Annotated in this window: 17 protein-coding genes; 3 read left to right on the forward strand and 14 right to left on the reverse strand. The window is 70.7% G+C overall.

What is annotated here, in order from left to right; all coding sequences use genetic code 11:
* The first annotated feature begins 103 nt into the window (after positions 1–103).
* A complete protein-coding gene (locus AC2XR2_RS14605; protein WP_356454896.1) occupies positions 104–1,204 on the forward strand; it encodes a M48 family metallopeptidase in 1,101 nt (366 codons plus the stop codon).
* An 85-nt stretch (positions 1,205–1,289) separates the two neighbouring features.
* On the opposite strand, the gene AC2XR2_RS14610 is transcribed toward AC2XR2_RS14605, so the two are convergent.
* The 5 genes from AC2XR2_RS14610 to proB form a co-directional block, all read right to left on the reverse strand.
* The gene (locus AC2XR2_RS14610; protein WP_330266971.1) at positions 1,290–2,360 is read right to left on the reverse strand and encodes an SCO2583 family membrane protein; all 1,071 of its coding nucleotides are present in this window, start codon (positions 2,358–2,360) and stop codon (positions 1,290–1,292) included.
* Positions 2,361–2,504: 144 nt separating this feature from the next.
* Positions 2,505–3,071, reverse strand: coding sequence for an SCO2584 family spore wall biosynthesis protein (locus AC2XR2_RS14615; protein WP_330266970.1), 567 nt, complete (start codon positions 3,069–3,071; stop codon positions 2,505–2,507).
* A 169-nt stretch (positions 3,072–3,240) separates the two neighbouring features.
* Complete coding sequence (locus AC2XR2_RS14620) at positions 3,241–4,527, reverse strand: glutamate-5-semialdehyde dehydrogenase (RefSeq protein ID WP_381299916.1); 1,287 nt, start codon at positions 4,525–4,527, stop codon at positions 3,241–3,243.
* A gap of 88 nt (positions 4,528–4,615) precedes the next feature.
* Positions 4,616–5,113 (reverse strand): DUF8830 family protein, encoded by a 498-nt coding sequence (locus AC2XR2_RS14625; RefSeq protein WP_330266968.1) that lies wholly within the window; start codon positions 5,111–5,113, stop codon positions 4,616–4,618.
* A 256-nt stretch (positions 5,114–5,369) separates the two neighbouring features.
* Positions 5,370–6,476 carry a glutamate 5-kinase gene (gene proB / locus AC2XR2_RS14630; RefSeq protein ID WP_381299991.1) on the reverse strand — a complete coding sequence of 369 codons (1,107 nt, stop codon included), beginning with the start codon at positions 6,474–6,476 and terminating at the stop codon, positions 5,370–5,372.
* Positions 6,477–6,791: 315 nt separating this feature from the next.
* Here proB and AC2XR2_RS14635 point away from each other — a divergent pair, with 315 nt between their 5' ends.
* Positions 6,792–8,804 carry a hypothetical protein gene (locus AC2XR2_RS14635; RefSeq protein ID WP_491515250.1) on the forward strand — a complete coding sequence of 671 codons (2,013 nt, stop codon included), beginning with the start codon at positions 6,792–6,794 and terminating at the stop codon, positions 8,802–8,804.
* 158 nt (positions 8,805–8,962) lie between these two features.
* Positions 8,963–10,954, forward strand: a complete 1,992-nt coding sequence (locus AC2XR2_RS14640; protein ID WP_491518453.1) for a hypothetical protein — start codon at positions 8,963–8,965, stop codon at positions 10,952–10,954.
* Here the strand turns inward: AC2XR2_RS14640 and AC2XR2_RS14645 are convergent.
* The 9 genes from AC2XR2_RS14645 to rfbC all read right to left on the reverse strand — a co-directional run bounded on the left by AC2XR2_RS14645 (position 10,938) and on the right by rfbC (position 22,552).
* Positions 10,938–12,131, reverse strand: a complete 1,194-nt coding sequence (locus AC2XR2_RS14645; protein WP_491515251.1) for a glycosyltransferase family 2 protein — start codon at positions 12,129–12,131, stop codon at positions 10,938–10,940. The two genes, AC2XR2_RS14640 and AC2XR2_RS14645, sit on opposite strands and share 17 nt — an antisense overlap.
* 108 nt (positions 12,132–12,239) lie before the next feature.
* Complete coding sequence (locus AC2XR2_RS14650) at positions 12,240–14,294, reverse strand: hypothetical protein (protein ID WP_491515252.1); 2,055 nt, start codon at positions 14,292–14,294, stop codon at positions 12,240–12,242.
* A gap of 111 nt (positions 14,295–14,405) precedes the next feature.
* Positions 14,406–15,905 carry a D-ribitol-5-phosphate cytidylyltransferase gene (locus tag AC2XR2_RS14655; RefSeq protein WP_123760695.1) on the reverse strand — a complete coding sequence of 500 codons (1,500 nt, stop codon included), beginning with the start codon at positions 15,903–15,905 and terminating at the stop codon, positions 14,406–14,408.
* A gap of 323 nt (positions 15,906–16,228) precedes the next feature.
* Positions 16,229–17,779: an alkaline phosphatase D family protein gene (locus AC2XR2_RS14660; protein WP_381299921.1), complete on the reverse strand. Its 1,551-nt coding sequence runs from the start codon at positions 17,777–17,779 to the stop codon at positions 16,229–16,231.
* A gap of 202 nt (positions 17,780–17,981) precedes the next feature.
* A complete protein-coding gene (locus AC2XR2_RS14665; RefSeq protein WP_491515253.1) occupies positions 17,982–19,490 on the reverse strand; it encodes an FG-GAP and VCBS repeat-containing protein in 1,509 nt (502 codons plus the stop codon).
* Positions 19,491–19,621: 131 nt separating this feature from the next.
* The gene (obgE, locus tag AC2XR2_RS14670) at positions 19,622–21,058 is read right to left on the reverse strand and encodes a GTPase ObgE (protein ID WP_330266962.1); all 1,437 of its coding nucleotides are present in this window, start codon (positions 21,056–21,058) and stop codon (positions 19,622–19,624) included.
* Between the two features lie 116 nt (positions 21,059–21,174).
* On the reverse strand, positions 21,175–21,429 hold the full coding sequence (gene rpmA / locus AC2XR2_RS14675; protein WP_030961848.1) for a 50S ribosomal protein L27: 255 nt from the start codon (positions 21,427–21,429) through the stop codon (positions 21,175–21,177).
* A 14-nt stretch (positions 21,430–21,443) separates the two neighbouring features.
* On the reverse strand, positions 21,444–21,764 hold the full coding sequence (gene rplU, locus AC2XR2_RS14680) for a 50S ribosomal protein L21 (protein WP_007381993.1): 321 nt from the start codon (positions 21,762–21,764) through the stop codon (positions 21,444–21,446).
* A gap of 194 nt (positions 21,765–21,958) precedes the next feature.
* Positions 21,959–22,552 (reverse strand): dTDP-4-dehydrorhamnose 3,5-epimerase, encoded by a 594-nt coding sequence (gene rfbC, locus AC2XR2_RS14685; RefSeq protein ID WP_381299924.1) that lies wholly within the window; start codon positions 22,550–22,552, stop codon positions 21,959–21,961.

The raw sequence follows: 22,552 nt of genomic DNA on the forward strand, positions 1-22,552 counted from the left end.
GGATCACAACGGGCCGAGGGGCACGGCCAGAGAGCACAGCTGAAGAGGCACGGCTGGCAGGCACCGCCAAGGTGGCACAGCCAAGACGCACATGGGGGAAGACATGTCCGACGACGGCCATCAGAACAACGGACACGAGCACGTACCGAGCAGGCAGCGCCGGCGTTTCCCGGGGATCTCCTCGCGTGCGTACGAGCACCCCGCCGACCGTTCCGCCCTGGTGGCGCTGCGCAAGCTGAGCGGTTTCGACACGGTGTTCAAGGCGCTCAGCGGTCTGCTCCCCGAGCGGAGCCTGAGGCTGCTGTTCCTGTCCGACTCGGTGCGCGTCTCCGACCAGCAGTTCGCGTACCTCAACGACATGCTGCGGGACGCCTGTTACATCCTGGACCTGGAGAAGGTCCCGCCGATGTACGTGAACCAGGACCCGCAGCCCAACGCGATGTGCATCGGCCTGGACGAGCCGATCATCGTCGTCACCACGGGTCTGGTCGACCTCCTCGACGAGGAGGAGATGCGGGCCGTCGTCGGCCACGAGGTGGGCCACGCCCTCTCCGGCCACTCGGTCTACCGGACCATCCTGCTGTTCCTGACCAGCCTCGCCCTCCGGGTGGCGTGGATCCCGCTGGGCAACATCGCGATCATGGCGATCGTGACCGCGCTGCGGGAGTGGTTCCGCAAGTCGGAGCTGTCGGCGGACCGGGCGGGCCTGCTGGTCGGCCAGGACCTGAGGGCCTCGATGCGCGGCCTGATGAAGCTGGCCGGCGGCCACCACCTGCACGAGATGAACGTGGACGCGTTCCTGAAGCAGGCCGAGGAGTACGAGGCGGGCGGCGACCTGCGCGACTCGGTCCTCAAGATCCTCAACGTCCTGCCGCGCACCCACCCCTTCACCACGATCCGGGCGGCCGAGCTGAAGAAGTGGTCCGAGTCCCGCGACTACCAGCGGATCATGGACGGCCACTACCCGCGCCGCTCCGAGGACAAGGACACCTCGGTCACCGACAGCTTCCGCGAGTCGGCGGCGAGCTATGCGAGCAACGTGAAGAACTCCAAGGACCCCCTGATGAAGCTGGTCAACGACATCGCGGGCGGGGCGGGCGACCTGGGCGGCAGGGTGCGCAGGGGCTTCGGCGGCTTCTCCAGCTCGGCCCCGAGGAACGACGACCGGCCCGACGAGGAGGGCGGCGCGACCCCGGCCGGTTAGAACCCGCCCCAGGCCGGTCAGCACCCGACCCAGGCCGGTCAGAACAACCCGCCGCAACGACCCGCCGCAACCACCTGCCGTTCCTCTACACCTTCGGCTGCGCGCTGGTCGCCAGCGACCCGCACAACGCCGTGGCGCTGCCCGTCGCGTAGGGATCCGTCCCCGCCGGCCCGCCCGCCTTCGCGGTCTGCCCGGCCAGCAGCGGATGCAACCGGTTCGTGGAGTCCACCGCGCACGAGAGCGGCCCGGCCTGGACGTACGACACGACCAGCTGGGCCGTGTGCATCCGCAGGTCGTCCCGGTCGAACCGGAAGTGCAGCTCCCGCCGGACGGTGAACAGCGAGACCTCGCTGGAGGCGCCCGCGGCGGCGGACCGCAGCGCGTACACGAACGTGTGGTCCGCGGTCACCTCCAGGGTCGAGGAGTCTGTCTCGGCGGCCTGAAGGCTCCCCTGGACCCGGATCTGCCCGTCGGCGAGCCGCGCCTCGGCGGGGTCGAAGCGGACCAGCCACCCGGTCGGCGCGTGCCGCCCGTCCGCCGCGGGGTGGGCGAAACTCTGGTCGAACTGGTCGAGTTGGTCCGTGTCGAGCAGCACCCGCACGGCACGGACCTGGCCCCCGGCGAGGACATCGGGGTCCAGTGAGGACCGCACGATGTAGTCCTTGGCGGTGGTCAGCGCGCTCACCACCTGGCTGTCGGAGAAGTGCTCGGTGCGGCGGGAGGGCGGCAGCGGGATGCCCTTGGCACCGACGCGGTACTGCGCGGCGGGGCTGTGCGCGTACAGGTACTCGGCGTCGTCGTGCCCCGGGACCCTGCCCTCCGGGGCCAGCGGGATGACGGTCATCCGGAGCGGCTCCACCGGCTGCGGGATCGCGGAGGTCTGGTAGGGGTGCCGTACGCCCATGTAGATCGCGGTGCCGAAGGCGACGGCGATCAGCAGGACCAGGATCAGCACCTGTCGGGACAGGCCCCGCCGGAGGGGCGGGCGGCGGCGTACGGCGGGCGCGTGGTCGGCCATGCGCTCCTGCGCGGAGAACTCCTGGAGGCGGGCAGCACGGACGAACGACTCGTCGAACACGACGGATCGGTACTCGTCCTCTCCACCTGCCGGGCCGCCCTCGGGTGGCCCCTCAGGCGGGTCTCCTGGCGCTCCCATATCTTCAGAGTAGGTCTCGGGAAGCTCAGGTAAACGCCCCGCCGCACGACAACTTCTGACAGGTTCTCACCAGGTCCGAACGAGAACCTGTGCGCAGTGCGACGCGCTCCGGCCGGCACCGGTCGGAGATCGGCCGGAACCGGCTCAGGGTGTGCGCGGGACCGCGGACACGGCCGGCTGGGAATAGTCCGCGGACGCCGAGGGCGTGACCGTGCTCCCCTGTTCCAGACCGGTCGAGGCGGGCGGCGGCACCCGGTCGCGGCTGCCCGAGGAGGCGCCCCGGTAGACCGCGGTGAAGGCCAGCGCGACCATGCCGATGCCCATGACGAGGGCGAGCATCCAGGCGACCGGGCGGTGCCAGCGGACCTGTTTGCCGTAGGTGCCGGGAGCGCCGTAGCGGCCTTCGAGGATCTCGGTGTCGTCCAGCTCGTCGAGGTCGGGATCATGGCCGAAACCGCCGGAGCCGAACCCGTCCTCGTACCGCTCGCCTCTGGGGCGGGCTCTGCGGGCCTCGGCCTCGGAGGCCTCCGCTCTCGCCTGGGCGGCGGCCAGGAGGCGCTCGACGGCGGTCGGCTCGTGCACCACGGCCGCCCGTACGAAGGCCTCGTCGAAGACCACGGAGGCGAACTCTTCGTCCGACACCCCGCGGTCGTGGTCGTCGTCGGGCTCCCAGCCGTCAGGGAACGGCGTGCCCCCCACGTCCTCCGGCACGGATCCAGAGTAGACCTGGGGGGTCAATTTGGGCAGACGGTATGGAAATTCATCCGCCTGGTGAGACACCTCTCGTACGGCCCGGAGGGGGTCGGGGGCGGAAAGCCGGCGCGTGCCTTACGCATATGCCCAGGCCCTGCGCGCCCTGCGTGCCTCACGGCCGCCCCGCTCAGCGGCGGATGTGCCCGTCCCCGGTGACGATGTACTTCGTGCTGGTGAGCTCCGGTAGCCCCATCGGGCCGCGCGCGTGCAGCTTCTGGGTGGAGATGCCGATCTCCGCGCCGAAGCCGAACTGGCCGCCGTCGGTGAAGCGGGTGGAGGCGTTGACCGCGACGGTCGTGGAGTCGACCAGCTGGGTGAACCGGCGGGCCGCCTGCTGCGAGGTGGTGACGATGGCCTCGGTGTGACCGGAGGTCCACAGCCGGATGTGCTCGACGGCCTTGTCCAGCGAGTCGACGACGGCGGCGGCGATGTCGTAGGAGAGGTACTCGGTGTCCCAGTCCTCCAGAGTGGCCTCGACGACGGTCGCCTTGGTGTCCTTCGCGTACGCCAGCACCCGCTGGTCGGCGTGGACGGTGACGCCGGCCTCGGCGAGGGCGTCCAGGGCGCGCGGCAGGAACTCGGGGGCGATGTCCTGGTGGACCAGGAGGGTCTCGGCGGCGTTGCAGACGCTGACCCGCTGGGCCTTGGAGTTGATCAGGATGTCGACGGCCATGTCGAGGTCGGCGTGGGCGTCGACGTAGACGTGGCAGTTGCCGGTGCCGGTCTCGATGACGGGGACGATCGACTCGGTCACGACGGTCTGGATCAGCGAGGCGCCGCCGCGCGGGATGAGCACGTCGACCAGGCCCCGGGCGCGCATCAGCTCGCGCACGCTCTCGCGGGACTCGCCGGGCACGAGCTGGATCGCGTCGGCGGGCAGTCCGGCGCCGCCCACCGCGTCGCGCAGGACCCGTACGAGGGCGCTGTTCGACTCGTACGCGGAGGCCGAGCCGCGCAGCAGGACGGCGTTGCCGGACTTCAGGCACAGGGCGGCGGCGTCCACGGTGACGTTCGGGCGGGCCTCGTAGATGATGCCGACCACGCCGAGCGGGACACGGACCTGGCGCAGGTCGATGCCGTTCGGGAGGGTCGAGCCGCGCACGACCTCGCCGACGGGGTCGGGCAGCGCCACGACGTCCCGGACGTCGGAGGCGATGGCGCGCACCCGCTCCGGCGTGAGGGTGAGCCGGTCGACGATCGCCTCGCTGGTGCCGGCCTCGCGGGCCTTGGCGATGTCCTTGGCGTTGGCCTCGACGATCTCGCTCGTACGGACCTCCAGGGCGTCCGCGATGGCGAGCAGCGCGTCGTCCTTCTCGGCCCTCGGCAGCGGGGCGAGGTCGGCGGCGGCGGCCTTGGCCCGGTAGGCGGCCTGGACGACCGGGGTCATGGAGTCGTACGGCGAGAGCGAGGTCATGGGGGAAGCGTAGTGCGCCGCGCCGGGCCGTCCACCGCGCATTCCACAGCGCGAGACGGGATCAAAGGGACACTCCCCAGGGGGCGGGTCAGTACGGGTGCACCCCCACCGGTGAGGCCGGCGGCGGCCCGTACCCCTCGGCGATGCGCTGGTGGTAGGTCTGCCGGTCGATGACCTCCAGGCCGACGATCTCCCAGGGCGGCAGGCCCGCGGTCTGGCGGTGCTCGCCCCACAGGCGCAGGGCGACGGCGGCCGCGTCGTGCAGGTCGCGGGCCTCCTCCCAGTACCGGATCTCGGCGTGGTCGTTGGCGTAGCGGCTGGTCAGCAGGAAGGGGTGGTCGTGGGCGAGCTGCTGGAGGGCGCGCCGGACCTCCTTCAGCGGGGCCTCCTCGCCGGAGACGCTGAGGGTGACATGCCACAGGCGGGGCAGGTCCTCGGGCCTCTCCCCCTCGAACCGGTCCCCCGCGGCGACGCTCGTCAGGGTCCGCTCCTCACCGGCCGGCCTCGCCACGGCGTTCCCGGACCCGCCGCGGGAAGCCGCCGCGCCGTCGCGGGACGCCGCCGCCCCAGGGCGCACTCGTCTCACGACGGCCTCCTTCACGCACAGAGTCCGGCCCCACGGGCCGGGCGGAATGTGTCCCTGGGACAAAGTTGAGCAGGCCGCAAGGGCTCGCGGGGCGATTTTGCGGAACGTCCACCTCAGGGCGACGCCCTTGGCAGGGCGTTCACCCCGTTTTCGGGCACACACGGCACCCACCGGCACCCACCGGCACCCACCGGCACCCACGGGCACCGGAAAGCACCGCAAGGCACCGCACGGCACCGCACGCACCCGACGCCCCTCAGGGATGCAGGATCACCAGATCGTCCCGGTGGACGACCTCCCGCTCGTACGCCGGCCCCAGTTCCCGCGCCAGTTCCCGGGTCGAGCGGCCGATGAGCCGCGGCATCTCCTTGGCGTCGAAGTTGACGAGCCCCCGGGCCACCGCGTGCCCGGTGCCGTCCCGCAGTTCGACGGGGTCGCCCGCGACGAACTCGCCCTCGACGGAGGCGATCCCGGCCGGCAGCAGCGACTTGCGGCGCTCGACGACCGCCTTGACCGCCCCGTCGTCCAGGGTCAGCGAGCCCTGCGGGGTGGACGCGTGCTGGAGCCACAGCAGCCGGTCGGCCGAGCGCTTGTCCGCGGGGTGGAAGTAGGTGCCGGTGTCGCCGCCGGACAGCGCGTCGCCCGCGTGGATCGCGCTGGTGAGGACGACGGGGATGCCGGCGGCGGCCGCGATCCGGGCGGCCTCGACCTTGGTGACCATGCCGCCGGTGCCGACGCCCGCCTTGCCCGCGCTGCCGATCTCGACGTGCGCCAGGTCCTCGGGGCCCCGGACCTCCGCTATCCGCGAGGTACCCGGCTTGCTCGGGTCGCCGTCGTAGACGCCGTCGACGTCGGAGAGCAGGACCAGCAGGTCGGCGTGGACCAGGTGGGCCACCAGCGCGGCGAGCCGGTCGTTGTCGCCGAAGCGGATCTCGTCGGTGGCGACGGTGTCGTTCTCGTTGACGATCGGGAACGCGCCCATCGCGAGGAGCTTGTCGAGGGTGCGGGAGGCGTTGCGGTGGTGGGCGCGGCGGCTCATGTCGTCGCTGGTCAGCAGCACCTGGCCGACCCGGACGCCGTAGCGGGCGAAGGAGGCGGTGTAGCGGGCGACGAGCAGGCCCTGGCCGACGCTGGCGGCGGCCTGCTGGCGGGCCAGGTCCCTCGGGCGGCGACGCAGGCCCAGCGGGGCGAGTCCGGCGGCGATGGCGCCGGAGGAGACCAGGACGATCTCCCGCTCTCCCCCGCTGCGGCTCTTGGCGAGGACGTCGACGAGTGCGTCGACCCGGTCGGCGTCGAGGCCGCCGGAGGCGGTGGTCAGCGACGAGGAACCCACCTTGACGACGATCCTGCGGGCCTCGCCCACGGCCTGCCTTGCCCCTGCCACCTTGTGTCCTGTCCCCTCGCGCCACTTCGGGTACCTCGCCCGCAATGTACGCGAAGGGGACGCGGTGACGCGCGTCCGTCCAGACCCCGGACCCGATACGACCCAGTCCCCGAACCCGGTACCGGACGCCTCGCGGGGCCATTCCGGTTCCCACGCCCGAAAAAGTGGAATTACACCTTCCTGTTAATCGGAAGTGAATTCTTTCCGACTTCCGGGTGCACAACCATTCACCCCCTCCTCGTGTCGAACTGGCCGACATCAAGGTCATTGCCGTAGCTCGAGAAAGCCCTGCCCATGACGATCCGTCGGTTGTGCGCCGTCCTGCGCGTTCGCGGGAAGACCGAACTTCTCCTGGTGATCCTTTTCGCCGCCGGTTTCGCGGCACTCCCCGTCCTCGCGCTGCTGCCGTCGCTGTGGGGCTTCACGGTGGCCTGGGCGGTGACCTATGCGACCGACGAGGCACTGCACGCGAAGGCCCCGGGATTCGTCCGCCGACTGGCAACACTGCAGCTCAGCCGCACCATGCGGTTCGCCGTGCGGACGGTGATGCTGCTCGCCCTGGCGGACCGGACGGACGCGCCGGACGCGGTGCTGGTCACCGGACTCGCCGTCCTCAGCGCCCATTTCCTGCTCGTGATGATGTATTCGGCACTGCATCACGCAATCCGCAGGCGCCGCGTCCTCCCGGTGATCGTGCGCAATCTCGACATGAGCGGGATCGACGTCCCCGAACCCCCGCCCGCCTGTCTCTACCGGCGTTTCCTGCGCAAGCTGCTGCACCTCGACCTGCCCGCCCACATCGGATTGATCATCGCGCTGGCGAGCGGCACCTGGTATTTCGCCTACGCCGGCTACGCGCTGACGATCGGCGCCGCCCTGGCCGCCCTCGCGGCGCTGCTGGGTCAGTTCCGCTCGGTCCGCGCCATGCCCGGCCGGGACGCGGTGATCGGCGAGGTCAACCGCCAACTCGCCGTATACCGGCCCGAGGTGGCCCTGTACTTCAGCTTCGCCGCGGTGTCCCGGGACTTCATGTACCAGGTCAACATGTGGATCGAGACGCTGGAGCAGCTCGACCGGCGCCCGGTGATCGTGCTGCGCGAGCGGGCCTCCTTCCGCTTCCTCGGCCGCACCCGGATCCCGGTGGTCTGCGTGCCCAAGGCGGACGACCTGGCCGAGCTGGAGCTGTCCGGGGTGCGGGTCGTGCTCTACCCCGGCAACGCCGGCAAGAACGTCCACATGCTGCGGATCGCCGAGGCCAAGCACGTCTTCATCGGCCACGGCGACAGCGACAAGCTCGCCAGCAGCAACCGCGTCAGCAAGGTGTACGACGAGATCTGGGTGGCCGGCCGGGCCGGACGGGACCGCTACCGGCGGGTGCGGCACGCCATCAGCGACGGGGCCATCGTCGAGGTGGGCCGCCCGCAGCTGGCCCCGGTCCGGCTGCACGCCGACCACGTGCCGGGTCCGGTGCCCGTCGTCCTGTACGCGCCCACCTGGGAGGGCTGGAGCGACGACGACTGCCACACCTCCCTGATCCCCATGGGCGTACCCCTGATCGAGAGGCTCCTCGCGGAGAACGTCCGGATCATCTACAAGCCGCACCCCCTCACCGGCAAGCGCTCGGCCGAGGCGGCCGCCGCGGACCGGACCATCCGGGAGCTGCTGCGCGCCGACGAGGACCGGCACACAGCGGACGACGCGAGACCGCGGCTCCAGGAGATCCGGGCCCGCCTCGACGAGCTGTCCGGGCGTCACGAGGGCGACGACGCCCAGCAGTTGAGGGACGCGCGCACACCCGGCCCGGACGGGGCGGCGCAGTGGCAGGAGCTGCACGCCGAATGGCACCGGCTCTTCTGGGCGAGCCGTTCCGGCGCCCGGCACCACGTGATCCTCGAACAGCTCCCCACCCTCTACGAGTGCTTCAACCAGGCCGACCTCCTCATCAGCGACGTCTCCTCGGTGGTCGCGGACTTCGTGGCCAGCCTCAAGCCGTACGTCCTGACCAACGCCCAGGACCTGCCCGACGCGGAGTTCCGGGCCGCCTACACCACCGCGGGCGGCGCGTATCTGCTCGACCGGGCCTGCACCCGGCTGCCGGAGATCCTGCGCTCGGTGCGCGAGCCCGTGCACGACCCGATGGCCCCCGAGCGCCGCGTCCTCAAGGAGTACGTGCTCGGCCCGGACCGTCCGACCTCCATGGAGCGCTTCAACGCGGCCGTGAACGACCTGGCCGACAAGGCCGTGGCGGAACGGGCGGAGGACCTCGTCACGCCGATCGCGGAACCGACCGCGCAGCCGATCCTTTAGCACTTCCCCGCCCCGCCCGCACAGGTACACGCGCGTGTCGTCCGGAGGTCGGCTCGCGTTAACCAAGGCGTCCGTCTCGCGACGACCCTGGAGTGACCCCCGTGCGAAAACCCCTGTCCCGCCTGCGCTCCGCGGTGCGGCTGCCGGGCCGGCAGACCATGACGAGAGTCCTGGTCGCCGCCGTCCTGGCAGCCGCCGTCGTCGCCCAGGTCGTCGCCGCCCTGCGTCCGCACGTCCCGCTGCTGCTCGCCGCGACCGCCGCGTCCCTGGCCGTCGAGGGCGTCCTGCACCGCTGGCAGCGCGGCATGGTCTCGCTGTTCGCCAAGTCGCACGCGGACCTCACCGTGCGGCACGTCCTGCGGGACCTGCTGCTGGTCGTCGGCCTGCTGCGGCTGACCCCAGAGGCCGAGGAGACGGCGTACACCGTGCTGGTGGCCGGTCTGCTCGCCTTCTACGCACTGCACTGCGCGGTCCAGGCGGCCTCCGTCCTGGTCCGCCGCACCCGCACCCTCCCGGTGCTCACCCGCAACATCGACGCCTCCGCGCTCCGCCTCACCCCGGCCCCGCCCGCCCTGCTGCGCCGCCCAGGCCCCCGCCTCCTGGTGCACGGCCTGCCCGCCACCGCGGGCCTGCTGGTCACCGCGGCCACCGGTGAACCCCGCTGCGCGGCCTTCGGCATCGCGATGTCCCTGGGGCTCGCCCTCATGGGCCTGTACGACCTTCTCGTACGACTGCTGCCGAGCCGTCGGCCGGCGGGCGAGCAGGAGGTGCTGGACTGGTTCGACGCCTGGCTGGCCGAGTACCGGCCGACCGTGGGCCTGTACTTCTCCGGCGGGGTCTCCTCCGCCTACCAGGCCGACATGTGGCTGGAGCCGCTCGCGAAGCTCGACGGGAAGCCGGTGATCATCCTGCGCGAGCGGTTCATGATGCAGAAGATCGCCGCGACCGACGTGCCGATCGTCTGCCTGCCGAAGGTCTCCACGCTGCTGCGCCTGGAGCAGTCCACGCTCCAGGTCCTGATCCACCCCTCGAACTCCGGCAAGACCTCCCAGGTGCTGCGCATCCCGACGATCAAGCACACCTTCGTCAACCACGGCGAGAGCGACAAGCTGTCCTCCTGCAACCCGTACGCGAAGGCCTACGACGAGGTGTGGGTGGCCGGCCCCGCGGCCCGGGAGCGGTACGCGGCGGCCCAGGTCGGCGTCGAGGACAAGGACGTGGTGGAGATCGGCCGCCCCCAGCTGGACGCCGTACGGCCGTACGCGGGACCGCCCACCGGCCGGGTCACGGTCCTGTACGCGCCGACCTGGGAGGGCTGGGACGGCAACCCCGGCAACACCTCGGTCGTCGAGGCCGGGGAGCACCTGGTGCGGGCGCTGCTGGCGGATCCCGGGGTCCGACTGCTGTACAAGCCGCATCCGCTGACCGGGTCGGTGGACGCGCGGGCGGGCGCCGCGGACCGGCGGATCCGTGAGCTGGTCCGGGCCGCGAACCGGGAGCGGGCGGGGCAGCGCCCCGTCGACGACGGTGAACTCGCCCGCCGGACACGGGAGCTGGACCGGCTCACCACCTCGGACTTCCGGCCCGCCGCGGACTCGGTCGAGCGGATGCTGCTCCAGTCCACGCCGGAGCGGGGCCGCGCGGGGGCGGTGACCCGGGCCACCGCGGCCTGGGAGCGGGCCTACTGGGCCTCGCTGCCCGAGTGGGAGCACCAGGTCGTCACCGACGCCCGGCCGACGCTGTACGCCTGCTTCAACCGGGCCGACCTGCTGATCAGCGATGTGTCGAGCGTGGTCAGCGACTTCCTGGCGAGCGGGAAGCCGTACGCGGTCGCGAACACCAGCGGGCTGGGCGAGGCCGAGTTCCGTGCCGCGTTCCCCACGGCGGGGGCGGCGACGGTGCTGACGCCGGACGCGGCGGGAGTGCCGGGGCTGCTGGATGCCGTACGGCACCCGGAGCGGGACGAACTCCGCTCGGCGCGGGCCGCGTTGAAGCGGCGGCTGCTCGGTCCCGACGAGCCGTCCTCGCAGGAACGGTTCGACATGGCCGTACAGGCCCTCTCGGCGGCGGCTCGCAGGCGGAGGCTGCCGGGGCAGCGGCGGGAGGAGGAGACCGTGTCGGCCTCCGGGAAGCTCACGCTGCTGGGATGAGGACCCTGCGTGCCTTGCGGACCGCCCGGCGCAGCAACTGGTCGACCCCGACCTCCCGGTAGCCCGTGACCTCGCGGGCCTCCCTCGGCTCGGCCAGGTAGAGGGAGTCCGGGAGGCCCGTCGCGCGGTCCCGGAAGCGCGGGTACGCGAAGTACACCCGTCGGCCGCGCTTCTCCAGCACCGCCTCCGGAGTCTTCTTCGTCCGCATGAACTCCAGGACTTCCAGGAGGAGATCGGGGCGGCCCGACGCGACCAGCTGGAGCCGCAGGCGTTCGTGGACGCGGAGGCGGTGGGCCACCTCGCCCGTCCAGTAGGCGTCCATCAGCGGCTTCGCCAGCTCCAGCTTCTCCCGGCGTACCGCCTCGCTGTCCTTCAGGAACTTCGGGCCGAACTGCGGGAGCAGGGTGACGAGGAAGGGGCGGACCATCAGCGCGTCACGGCTCGCGCCGGCCGGGACCAGGTCGGCGATCAGGGTCATCAGGGCGCGCGCGGAGTCGAAGCGCAGGGTGTGGCTGCCGGTCTTCGTGACGTGTTTGCCGTCCTCGCGGCCCACCAGGTAGTAGCAGGTGTGGTCGGCGATCACGGAGACGCCGTCGGCCCGCAGATAGGCCTCCATGGTGAACAGGGCGTCCTCGCCGGTCCACAGGGACTCGTCGAAGCGCATGCTGTGCTGTTCGAGGAAGGCGCGGCGGAACAGCTTCTGGGCGCTCAGCGTGAACTTGATGTTGGAGGAGAAGACGTCGGTGCGCTCCAGGGTCTGCCCCCACATCGAGGTCGGCGGCTTGCGGTTGACGCCCTCGACCCGGCCGAGGACGACGTCCGTGCCGGCCCGGTCGGCCATCGCGACCATCCGCTGAAGCGCCTCGGGGCCGAGCCGGTCGTCGGCGTCCAGGAAGAAGACATAGCGACCGCCGGCCTTGCCCAGACCGACGTTGCGCGGGCCGCCGGGACCGCCGGAGTTGTCCTGCCGGACCACCATGACGTCCAGGGAGCTGCGCGCGGCGAACTCCTCCAGGTACTCCCCGGTGCCGTCGGTCGAGCCGTCGTCCACCGCGATGACCTCGATGCGGGCGTGGTCGAGGGTCTGCGCCTCGACGGACGCCAGGCAGTCGACGAGGTAGGGCATCGCTTCGTACGCCCCGATGACCACGGTCACGTCGGGCTGGGCAAAGGTCATTTCTCCCCCAGTAGCGGTGGGTTTCGTCCGGCACCAGGGGATACGCAGAAGGGCCCGGTTTTCGGGGATCACCCCCGAAAACCGGGCCCTTTCTTTGCGAAGAGCAGGTCAGGCCTTGGTCGTGGCCTCCGCGGCCGAGGCCGCCGCCCGTGACTCCTGGCCGACATTGCGCGCCTCGGCCTTGATCGCGAGGTTCGCCACCGCGGTGTTGAACTGCTCGATGGACGTGGGCTCGTCGGGCCCGAGCAGGTACTGCCTGAGCTCCACCCGGTCCTCGGCCAGCGGGTCGCCCGCGGGGTCGCGGACCGCGTCCAGCAGCTCGCCCAGCTCGGTCGCCTTGTTGGACAGGATGGTGGCGGCCCGCACCGCGGTGTTCTGCCGCTTGAACTCCTCGACGCCCAGCCCGGCGGAGTCCGTGACCGCGTACGGCTTGCCGCTCGCGATGAAGTCGGAGACCACGCTGGAGATGTCGGAGACCATCGCGTCGGAGACGTTGAAGCAGTCGTACAGCCGGGGCTCGGCGCCGGTGATGACCTTGTGCTCCCACACCGGGAAGGAGCGCCAGTACGCGTCGTTCCACTCGCCGCGCAGGCGGGCGATCTCCTCGTACCTGGCCACGTCGACCACACCGTCACGGGTGGCCTCGGCCTCGTCGCCCTTCTCTCCGCCGCCGCTGCCGACGAGGACCGTGAGCCGGGCCTCGATCCGGGCGAGCTCGGCCTTGGCCGCGGCCACCGCGGCCGCGTCGGCCTGGAAACGGGGGTCGGCGGCGCGCTCGGCCGACGCCTTCTCGATCAGCTCGGTGACCTTCTGGTGCGCGGCCCCCGCCTTGGCGAGGACGGTGCCGGTGAAGGGGTGCGGCTTGTAGAGGACCCGGACCGGCGGGTCGGCCTTGAGCAGCTTCTTCACGATGTTCTCGCCGGCCAGCATCAGCGAGGTGTTGCCCGGGTCGCCGTCCCAGCCCTCCCAGGTGGGCGCGTACAGCACGGTGGGCATACGGCCCTCCGGCACGCCCTGCCAGTCCTGGATCGGCGCGAGCTGCGGGCGGCCCACCTCGACGATGTCCTCGTCGCGGACGCCGACGTCGGCGATGGCGTAGCGGTCGCGGCCGGCCCGGCCGGCGGTCCACACCTCGTCGTAGGCCTTGCTGAACGGGTTGACGCTCGCCAGCTTGTCGCTGTCGCCGTGGCCGATGAAGACGTGCTTCATGGTGGGCACGCGCAGCAGGTGGATGTTCTTGCCGACGTTGGCCGCGTACAGCGCGACCCGCACCGAGGACAGGTCCATGTTCATCAGGTGCACCCCTCCGGGCACGCAGATGACGGGGACCGTGGTGGGCGCGAGGTTCTGCAGGATGACCCGCTCACGCAGGATGATCAGCGGCCGGGAGTCCAGCTGCTCCATGGTCTCCAGCCACATGTTGACCTGGTAGGCGGAGTCCTTGGAGCCGGAGAAGTACAGCGCGGTCTCCGGCTGGTAGTCGCGCAGCCATTCGTCGACCTTGGCGAGCACCTTGTCGGCGTTCGGCGGGACCTTCTTGCCGCGCACGTACGGCATCAGTGCGACGACGTACAGGGAGCCGAGCCCTATGGTCACGCCGATGCCGATGAAGCCGGGCGTCGCGGAGTCCAGCTGGGCGGCGACGAGTATGCCGACCACGGCCGCGAGGTCGAGGTGCAGCATCTTCTCGGCCGACCGGTTCAGCAGGCCGAACCGCGGGGCGTCCGGGATGCGGATGCGGGAGGCCAGGTCGACGTTGCGGGTGGCGACGGGGAGCCGGCGGCGGTTGCGGATCAGGGTGACCAGCGCGCCGTGCGGGGCCTGGAGGCCGTAGAACGCGATGAAGCAGGCGGTGGCCCCGTAGAAGATCAGGTTGTTCGAGAGGTCGAGCCGGGCCAGCAGCAGGATCAGGAGGAGCTGTCTGATCAGGAAGCGGATCGAGAGGCCGGCGCGCACCTTGCTGAGGCGGTTGATCAGATAACTGCCCTGGCGGTGCAGATAGTGGTCCGCAAGGTACGTGACGGCCGTCGCGGCCGCGAAGGCGGGGACGCTCGGGATGAGCGCGGCCACCATTATGGCGGGGAATCCCGCCAGCATGAGGACCGCCGCGGCCAGCTCGGCCGCGCTGCCCACCCGGGCGACGCGAATAGCGGTGCTTATCACTGAAAACCTGCTCTGGGAGGGATGCCGGTTGTTTACGGATTCAGGCCCCTGCGAATGCACCATGAACGGGCAGCCACAGAGGCCTGAATTACGTGAGTCTATTTGCCTTGATTATGCCACGCCGTCCTGGCGGTCCAGGACACTGGCGAGCGCGGCCTCGAAGCCGGACGCCTGGCCCGCGGAGGCCGTCGGGTCCTGCTGGCGGACGTCGATGACATGGCCGGTCAGCTCGGAGAGCAGCACGTCGAGCGAGGTGCGGGCGACCGCCTCGGAGGAGAGCAGGCTGCCCGCGGGCTCCTGGCCGAAGGCCTTGGTGCGCATGGGCGTGGCGGTGCGCTCGGGGTTGATGCAGTTCACCCGGATGCCGTCACCCGCCCATTCGTCGGACAGGGCCTGCGTGAGGTTGACCATGGCGGCCTTGGTCGAGGAGTACAGGCTGTACTCGGCGCGGCCGCGGGTGTAGCTGCTGGAGGTGTACAGCAGCAGCTGGCCCTTGGTCTCCGCGAGGTACTTGTAGCTCGACCGCGCGATCTGCACCGGGGCCAGGTAGTTGACCTTCAGCGCCTCCTCGATGGTGGCGTTGTCGGTCTCCGCGAGCTTGCCGATGCGCAGCACTCCGGCGGTGTTGACGACGTAGTCGATGCGCCCGGTCTCGCCGTACGCCTTGGACAGCGCGTCGTCGACCTCCTCCGGGTTCTCCACGTGGGTGCCGGTGGTGGAGCGGCCCAGCGCGTACACCTTGGCGCCGTAGGACTCGGCGAGCTCGGCGATGTCCTTGCCGATGCCGTAGGAGCCGCCGAAGACGACGAAGGTCTTGCCGGTGAGCAGCTCGCGGTAGGCCTCGTCGCCGTTCTGCTCGGGGGCCGCGGTGGAGGCGAGCTGGAAGAGCTTGTCGGCGATGAAGACGTCGACGGGCTGGGTGACCTTCATGTTGTACTCGTCACCCGCGACGACGTGGATCGGCACGTCGGGCAGGTACTTGAGCACGACCGAACAGTCGTCCGTGGCCTGGAAGTTGGGGTCACCGGCGGCGACCTCGTAGGCCCGCTTGATGGTGGACAGCTTGAAGGCCTGCGGGGTCTGGCCGCGGCGCAGCCGGGAGCGGTCCGGGATCTCGGTGATGAACTCGCCGTCCTGACCGTGGGTGCGCGTGACGATGATGGTGTCCGCGGAGGGGATCGCCACGTCGACGGCCTGGTAGCGCTCCAGGGCGGTCACGCAGTCGTCGATCACGCGACGGGACAGCAGCGGGCGCACGGCGTCGTGGAACAGGACGTTGAGGTCCTCGCCCTCGGCCAGGCCCTCGCCGAGGGCCTCGATGGCACGCTCGGTGGTCTCGTTCCGGGTGGCGCCACCCTCGATGATCTTCTTGACCTTGGTGAACCCGGCCTTGGCGACGATCTTCTCTATGTCGGGCACATAGCCCGGCGCCATCAGGACGATGATGTCGTCGATGGAGTCGGCCTTCTCGAAGGTGGTCAGAGTGTGCTCGATGACTGCCTTGCCGGCGATCTTCAGCAGCTGCTTGGGGATCGAGAGACCCACGCGCTGACCGGTACCACCGGCCAGGATCACTGCGGTGGTACGGGGCTTGGCGATGTGCTGGGACACAGAAGACCTACCTCGGGGCGACAGGGAACGGTGAAATGGTCCCACTTGCGGTTACCGCAGTGCAAGGTGACCGCCGTTCACCGCATATGTACGCGCTACCTGTCATTCATCTTGCACTGCCGGTGACGGGGATGTCGTCCAGGGCAGGCGCCCTCGGTACGGCGCAGAGGAGACCGGGATCACTTACGGCCCGCATCCCCGTGTCCCATTACCAGGGAATTCCTTGTGAAGATTCCGCAGCTTTTCGGTCTCGGCGAGGGCAAGAGAACGAAAGAGGGGGCGTGGGACCGCGACGAGGCCCACGCTCCCCTCGAAAGGAGTCCTCAGACCAGCCGGACTCCGGGCTCACCGTCGTCCACCCGCAGCTGGGCGATCGTGCTCGCTGTCGCCTGCGGTCTGACGACCGTGTCCACGACCCGGACCTGCGCGTCGATGCCGTACCGGTCGATGTCGAACAGGTGGTAGCCGCGGTGGGCGTCGATGAACTTCCAGTGCGGGTTGTCGGCCTTCAGCGGGTCCCACTGGGCGTGGAAGGCGGCCTGGTCCTGGTCGCCGTTGCTGGAGATCGACGTGCCGACGAACTCGGCGCCGACGACCTGGGACGACGGGTCGGCGTAGTCCGCCTTGAGGTCGCTGATCATCGTCAGATGACGGTCGCCGGAGAGCACGACCGGGTTGCTCACGCTCCGGAACTCCTCCAGGAGGGCGTTGCGTTCCACCTGGTAGCCGTCCCAGGCGTCGTAGTACCAGAGCTTGCCCTCGCCGGGCAGGATGTCGGTCTCGGCCATCATGATCTGCGAGGCGATCAGGTTCCAGCGGGCCGGTGAGTCCTGGAGCGAGTCCAGGAGCCACTGCTTCTGCCCGGCGCCCAGCATGGTGAGCGCCGGGTCCTGGGCGGCGGCCTGGCTGGTGACCTGGTCGCTGCGGTACTGCCGGGTGTCGAGCACGTTCAGCCGGATCAGGCGGCCGAAGTCCAGGTTCCGGTACATCTGGATGTGCGGCCCGTTCGGGACGGCCGTGGCGCGCACCGGCATGTGCTCGTAGTACGCCTGGAAGGCCGCCGTCATCCGGGCCACGAACGCGTCGTGCGGCTGCTTGTCGGGGTCCTGCGGGATCTCGCCCGCCCAGTCGTTGTCTACCTCGTGGTCGTCGAAGGTGACCACCCAGGGCGCGTTCGCGTGCACCTCGGCGAGGTCCGGGTCGGTGCGGTACTGGGCGTACCGGTTGCGGTACTGCACGAGGGTGTACGGCTCCCCCGCGCCCTCGTGCCGACGCGGGCCCGCCGAGGACGGCGCCGACTCGTAGATGTAGTCGCCGACGAACAGCACGACGTCGGGGTCCTGGTCCAGCATGTCGGCGTACGGCGTGAAGTAGCCGTTCTGCCAGTTCTGGCAGGAGGCGAGCGCCACCCGCAGGGAACCCTGGGTGGAGTGCTTGGCGGGGGCGGTGCGGGTGCGGCCGGTGCGGGAGAGCTGGCCGTCGGCGCGGAAGCGGTACCAGTAGGTGCGGCCCGCGCGCAGGCCCCGTACGTCCACGTGAACACTGTGCCCGTATTCGGGCAGGGCCTGGGCGGTGCCCTGGACGAGGGCCTTGGTGAAGTTCTCGTCCTCGGCGAGCTGCCAGTCGACGGAGACCACTCTGTCGGGCATGCCTCCGCCGTGGAGCGGGTCCGGGGCGAGCCGCGTCCACAGCACGATGCCGTCCGGCAGCGGGTCGCCGGAGGCCACGCCGAGGCTGAACACCCCGTCCGGCAGCGGAGTGTCCGCTGCTCGGGCGGTGCTCGGCAGCCACAGCTGCGCGGAGGCGGCTGCGCCGAGCAGAGCGGCGGAGGCGGTCAGAAAGCGGCGTCGGTTGGGTGATGCTGCTCCTTGCACGGGCGAACTCCCTTGCGTCGCTGACCTTTTGGACACCCTGGAAGCTCACGCTTCGGGGTGATCCGTGCGTTGAACCAGGGTGTTCGCGTGCATGACAAATAGGTAGACAACAGAAGAGCCGTTGCGACTCGGAAATCACATGATGAACATGACTCCGGCGCAACGGCCTTCAGGACACCGCCGACTGACGATCTTTTGGTTTCTAGTTGGCGAAGCCCGAGCCCAGACGGGCCTTCGCCGCGGTTGTGCCGAGGAGCGTGTGGCCGAAGGTGAACGTTCCGTTCGGCCCGAGAACCGTGGCCGGAAGCGGCACACCGCCCGGCGAGGCCAGGTACTCCCCGCGGGAGCGGAAGGACCACACCGCGCCGGCGTTCGCGTTCTCGCCGGGCGCGCCGACCACGAGGTCGGCCAGTCCGTCCCCGTTCGCGTCACCCACATGGACGGCCCCGCCGAAGGCGTCGCCCTTCTCGGCGGCCCCCGGCACGCCCGTGCTGTTCTGCGTGACCACCTGGTGCGAGCCGGCCCCGGTCAGCCCGTCGGCCCGGCCGCTGACCACCACCACGGACCCGGCGTCGGGCCAGCGGTCCGGGTCGGTGGGGGTGCCCAGGTCCTCGCCGGGGACACCGGTGACCACGTCGAGGTACCCGTCGCCGTCGACGTCCGCGAGCTGCACGTCGGTGCCGAAGCGGTCACCCTTTTCGGCGGTGCCGGGCACCCCGGGGCTGTCCTGGTTGACGGCCTGCTCCTTCACTCCGTCAGGAGCGCCCGAGGTGCCGGGTATCCAGGTGACCCGGCCGCCCTTGGCCCGGTAGGCGTCGTAGTCGCTCGCGTAGCCGTCGACGGCCCGGCCCACCACGATGTCGGCGTAGCCGTCCCGGTTCACGTCCCCGACGGCGAGGTTCTCGCCGCCCTGGAGCGTGGCGCCGTCGATGTCCCAGACCAGGGTCCAGGGCGTGAGGCCGTCCTTGGTGCCCCACCAGTACGCGATCCGCCGGGAGTCGAAGGTCTCGCCGGTCTGGGCGGCCACGACGTCGGTGATCCCGTCGCCGTTGAGGTCGCCGACGTCGAGGTCGAGGACCGTGCTGGGGTACCGGTCCTTCACCACCTGGCGCTCGCCCCGGGCCGAGCCGGAGCGGGTGAAGGGTCCGCCGGTCGCCACCAGGCCGTAGCGGTCCACCGCGGTCAGCAGATCGGTCGCGCCGTCCCCGTCGACGTCACCCGCCGCGAGGTGTCCCGCGGAGCCCAGCCGGTCGCCGGCCGCGCCGGAGGCCAGGGTCGCTCCGCCGGACAGACCGCGGGCGCCGCCCCACAGGACCTGCACCCGCCCGGAGCCGCCGTCCTCGCCGCCCACTCCCACGATCAGGTCGGTGTACCCGTCCCGGTCCAGGTCGGCGGTGGTGAGCGCGCTGCCGAAGCGGTCGCCCGCCTCGGAACCACCGGGCACACCTGCCGTGTTCTGGCTGAACACCCGCTTCGTGGACGCCTTCAGACCGCTCGCCGAGCCGTACAGGACGCCGACGAACCCGGCCTTCGCCCTGCCGCCCACCGTCCCGTCGGGCGCGGCCACCGCGAGGTCGGCGTAGCCGTCCCCGTTGAAGTCGTCCCGCACCTGGTGAGGGGCGGCTCCCGCGGCGGCGGGCAGGGCGACGACTCCGCCGAGCGCCAGGGCTACGGCGAGCGCCGTGCGCCACCCTTTTCTTTGAACGCGCATACCGCACCCCTTCCGTGACGGTCGTACAGATGTGCCCGGTACGACTCACAGGAAGGGCGGTTGGTTGTCCTGCGCCACATCTGGACGGCGCCCGGCGTTCACCCGGAGCTACGGGACGCCCGCCGGTCGGCTCAGAACGGCTCGAAGTCGTCGAACTCCTGGCTGGCCTCGTCCCGTTCGGCCTGCTTGTCACGGCGGCGCTGCGCGGCGGGCCGGGGTGCCTCGAAGCGGTGGTCCTCACCACGCCGGCCGAGCATCTCGGCGCCGGCCATGACGGTCGGCTCCCAGTCGAAGACGACCGCGTTGTCCTCGGGGCCGATGGCGACGCCGTCACCCGAACGGGCGCCCGCCTTCATCAACTCCTCCTCGACACCGAGGCGGTTGAGGCGGTCGGCGAGGTAGCCGACGGCCTCGTCGTTGTTGAAGTCGGTCTGGCGCACCCAGCGCTCGGGCTTCTCGCCGCGCACCCGGAAGAGGCCGTCCTCCTCGCGGACCACGGTGAAGCCGGCGTCGTCCACGGCCTTGGGCCGGATGACGATGCGGGTCGCCTCCTCCTTGGGCCTCGCGGCCCGCGCCCGGCCGACCAGGTCGGCGAGCGCGAAGGACAGCTCCTTCAGCCCCATGTGGGCGACCGCGGACACCTCGAAGACGCGGTAGCCGCGCGCCTCCAGGTCCGGCCGGACCATGTCGGCGAGGTCCTTGCCGTCCGGTACGTCGATCTTGTTCAGGACGACGATGCGGGGACGGTTGTCGAGGCCGCCGTACTCCCTGAGCTCGGCCTCGATGATGTCGAGGTCGGAGACCGGGTCGCGCTCGGACTCCAGCGTGGCGGTGTCCAGGACGTGCACGAGGACACTGCACCGCTCCACGTGCCGCAGGAACTCCAGGCCCAGGCCCTTGCCCTGGCTGGCGCCCGGGATCAGGCCCGGCACGTCGGCGATGGTGTAGACGGTCTCGCCGGCGGTGACCACGCCCAGGTTCGGGACCAGCGTGGTGAAGGGGTAGTCGGCGATCTTCGGCTTGGCCGCGCTGAGCACCGAGATCAGCGAGGACTTGCCGGCGCTCGGGTAGCCGACCAGCGCCACGTCGGCGACGGTCTTGAGCTCCAGGACGATGTCCTGGAGGTCGCCGGGGACGCCGAGCAGCGCGAAGCCGGGGGCCTTGCGGCGGGCGGAGGCCAGCGCCGCGTTGCCGAGGCCGCCGCGGCCGCCCTGGGCGGCGACGTAGGAGGTGCCGTGTCCGACGAGGTCGGCGAGGACGTTGCCCTGGCGGTCCAGGACGACGGTGCCGTCCGGCACGGGCAGGACCAGGTCCTGGCCGTCCTTGCCGGAGCGGTTGCCGCCCTCACCGGGCTTGCCGTTGGTGGCCTTGCGGTGCGGGGAGTGGTGGTACTCGAGCAGCGTGGTGACGGACTGGTCGACGGTGAGGATCACATCGCCGCCCCGGCCGCCGTTCCCGCCGTCGGGTCCGCCGAGCGGCTTGAACTTCTCACGGTGGACGGAGGCACAGCCGTGACCTCCGTTACCCGCGGCGACATGCAGTTCGACGCGGTCCACGAAGGTGGTCATGGTCAGTGCCTCCAAAAAGCGTATGGGTACTACTGGCGTAACACGCGAAAGGCGGACCCGCCTTCCCACCAGGGAAGTGAGGTCCGCCTCGCGAAAAGTTCGGTCTGGGCCTGAGCTCAGGCGACCGGAACGATGTTCACGACCTTGCGGCCACGGTGGGTGCCGAACTGCACCGCACCGGCGTTCAGCGCGAACAGCGTGTCGTCGCCGCCGCGGCCGACGCCCGCACCCGGGTGGAAGTGGGTGCCGCGCTGGCGGACCAGGATCTCGCCCGCGTTGACGACCTGACCACCGAAGCGCTTCACGCCGAGGCGCTGAGCGTTGGAGTCACGACCGTTACGGGTGGACGATGCGCCCTTCTTGTGTGCCATCTCTCCTCAGTCCCTTACTTCGCAGCCGCGGGGATCTCAGTGACCTTGATCGCCGTGTACTGCTGGCGGTGGCCCTGACGACGGCGGTAGCCGGTCTTGTTCTTGTAGCGAAGGATGTCGATCTTGACGCCCTTGTGGTGGTCCACGACCTCGGCCTGGACCTTGATGCCGGCCAGGACCCACGGGTCGCTGGTCACAGCGTCGCCGTCGACAACGAGCAGGGTCGAGAGCTCGACCGTGTCGCCAACCTTGGCGGTGGAAATCTTGTCAACCTCAACGATGTCGCCGACAGCAACCTTGTGCTGGCGACCACCGCTGCGCACGATGGCGTACACGCGGATCTCACTCTCTCGCTCGGGAACGGCACCCCCGCAGTCCAGCCGCCCGGCAGAGCGAACGGCCTCTCCCGGCCGGAAGAACGGCCCGAGAGGAAGAGGTTTACGGGGATGTGGCGTGTCACCAGTGGACACGCCGACGGTCTAGGTTACGGGGCCGCGGCCGAACGGGTCAAACCGGGCCCCGCTCCCGCTCAGCTGCCGAGGCCCTGCCGGTACGCCACGCACTCCTCGTAGGAGGGCAGCAGCCCCTGCTCGCGCGCCTCGGCCAGGGTCGGCGCCTGCTCGTCCTTGGGGGACAGCAGCGGGGTGATCCCCTCGGGCCACTCGATGCCGATCTCCGGGTCGAGCGGGTGGACGCCGTGCTCGCGCTGCGGCGCGTACCCCTCGGAGCACAGGTAGACCACGGTGGCGTCGTCGGTGAGCGCCATGAACCCGTGGCCGAGCCCCTCGGAGAGGTAGACGGCGTGGTGGTCCTGGTCGTCCAGGCGGACGATCTCCCACTGGCCGTAGGTGGGCGAGCCCACCCGGATGTCCACGATCACGTCGAGGACCGCGCCGCGCACGCACTTGACGTACTTGGCCTGCCCGGGCGGCACGTCGGCGAAGTGGATGCCGCGCAGGGTGCCCCGGCTGGAGACCGACATGTTGGCCTGGGCCAGGCTCAGCGGGTGACCCGCGGCCTCCGCGAAGACGGGGGCCTTGAACCACTCGTGGAAGCTGCCGCGGCCGTCGGGGAAGACCTTCGGCTCGAACACCCAGGCACCGGAGATGGAAAGGGGTCGCAT

The sequence above is a fragment of the Streptomyces sp. LS-MS-L19 genome, from assembly GCF_058382285.1.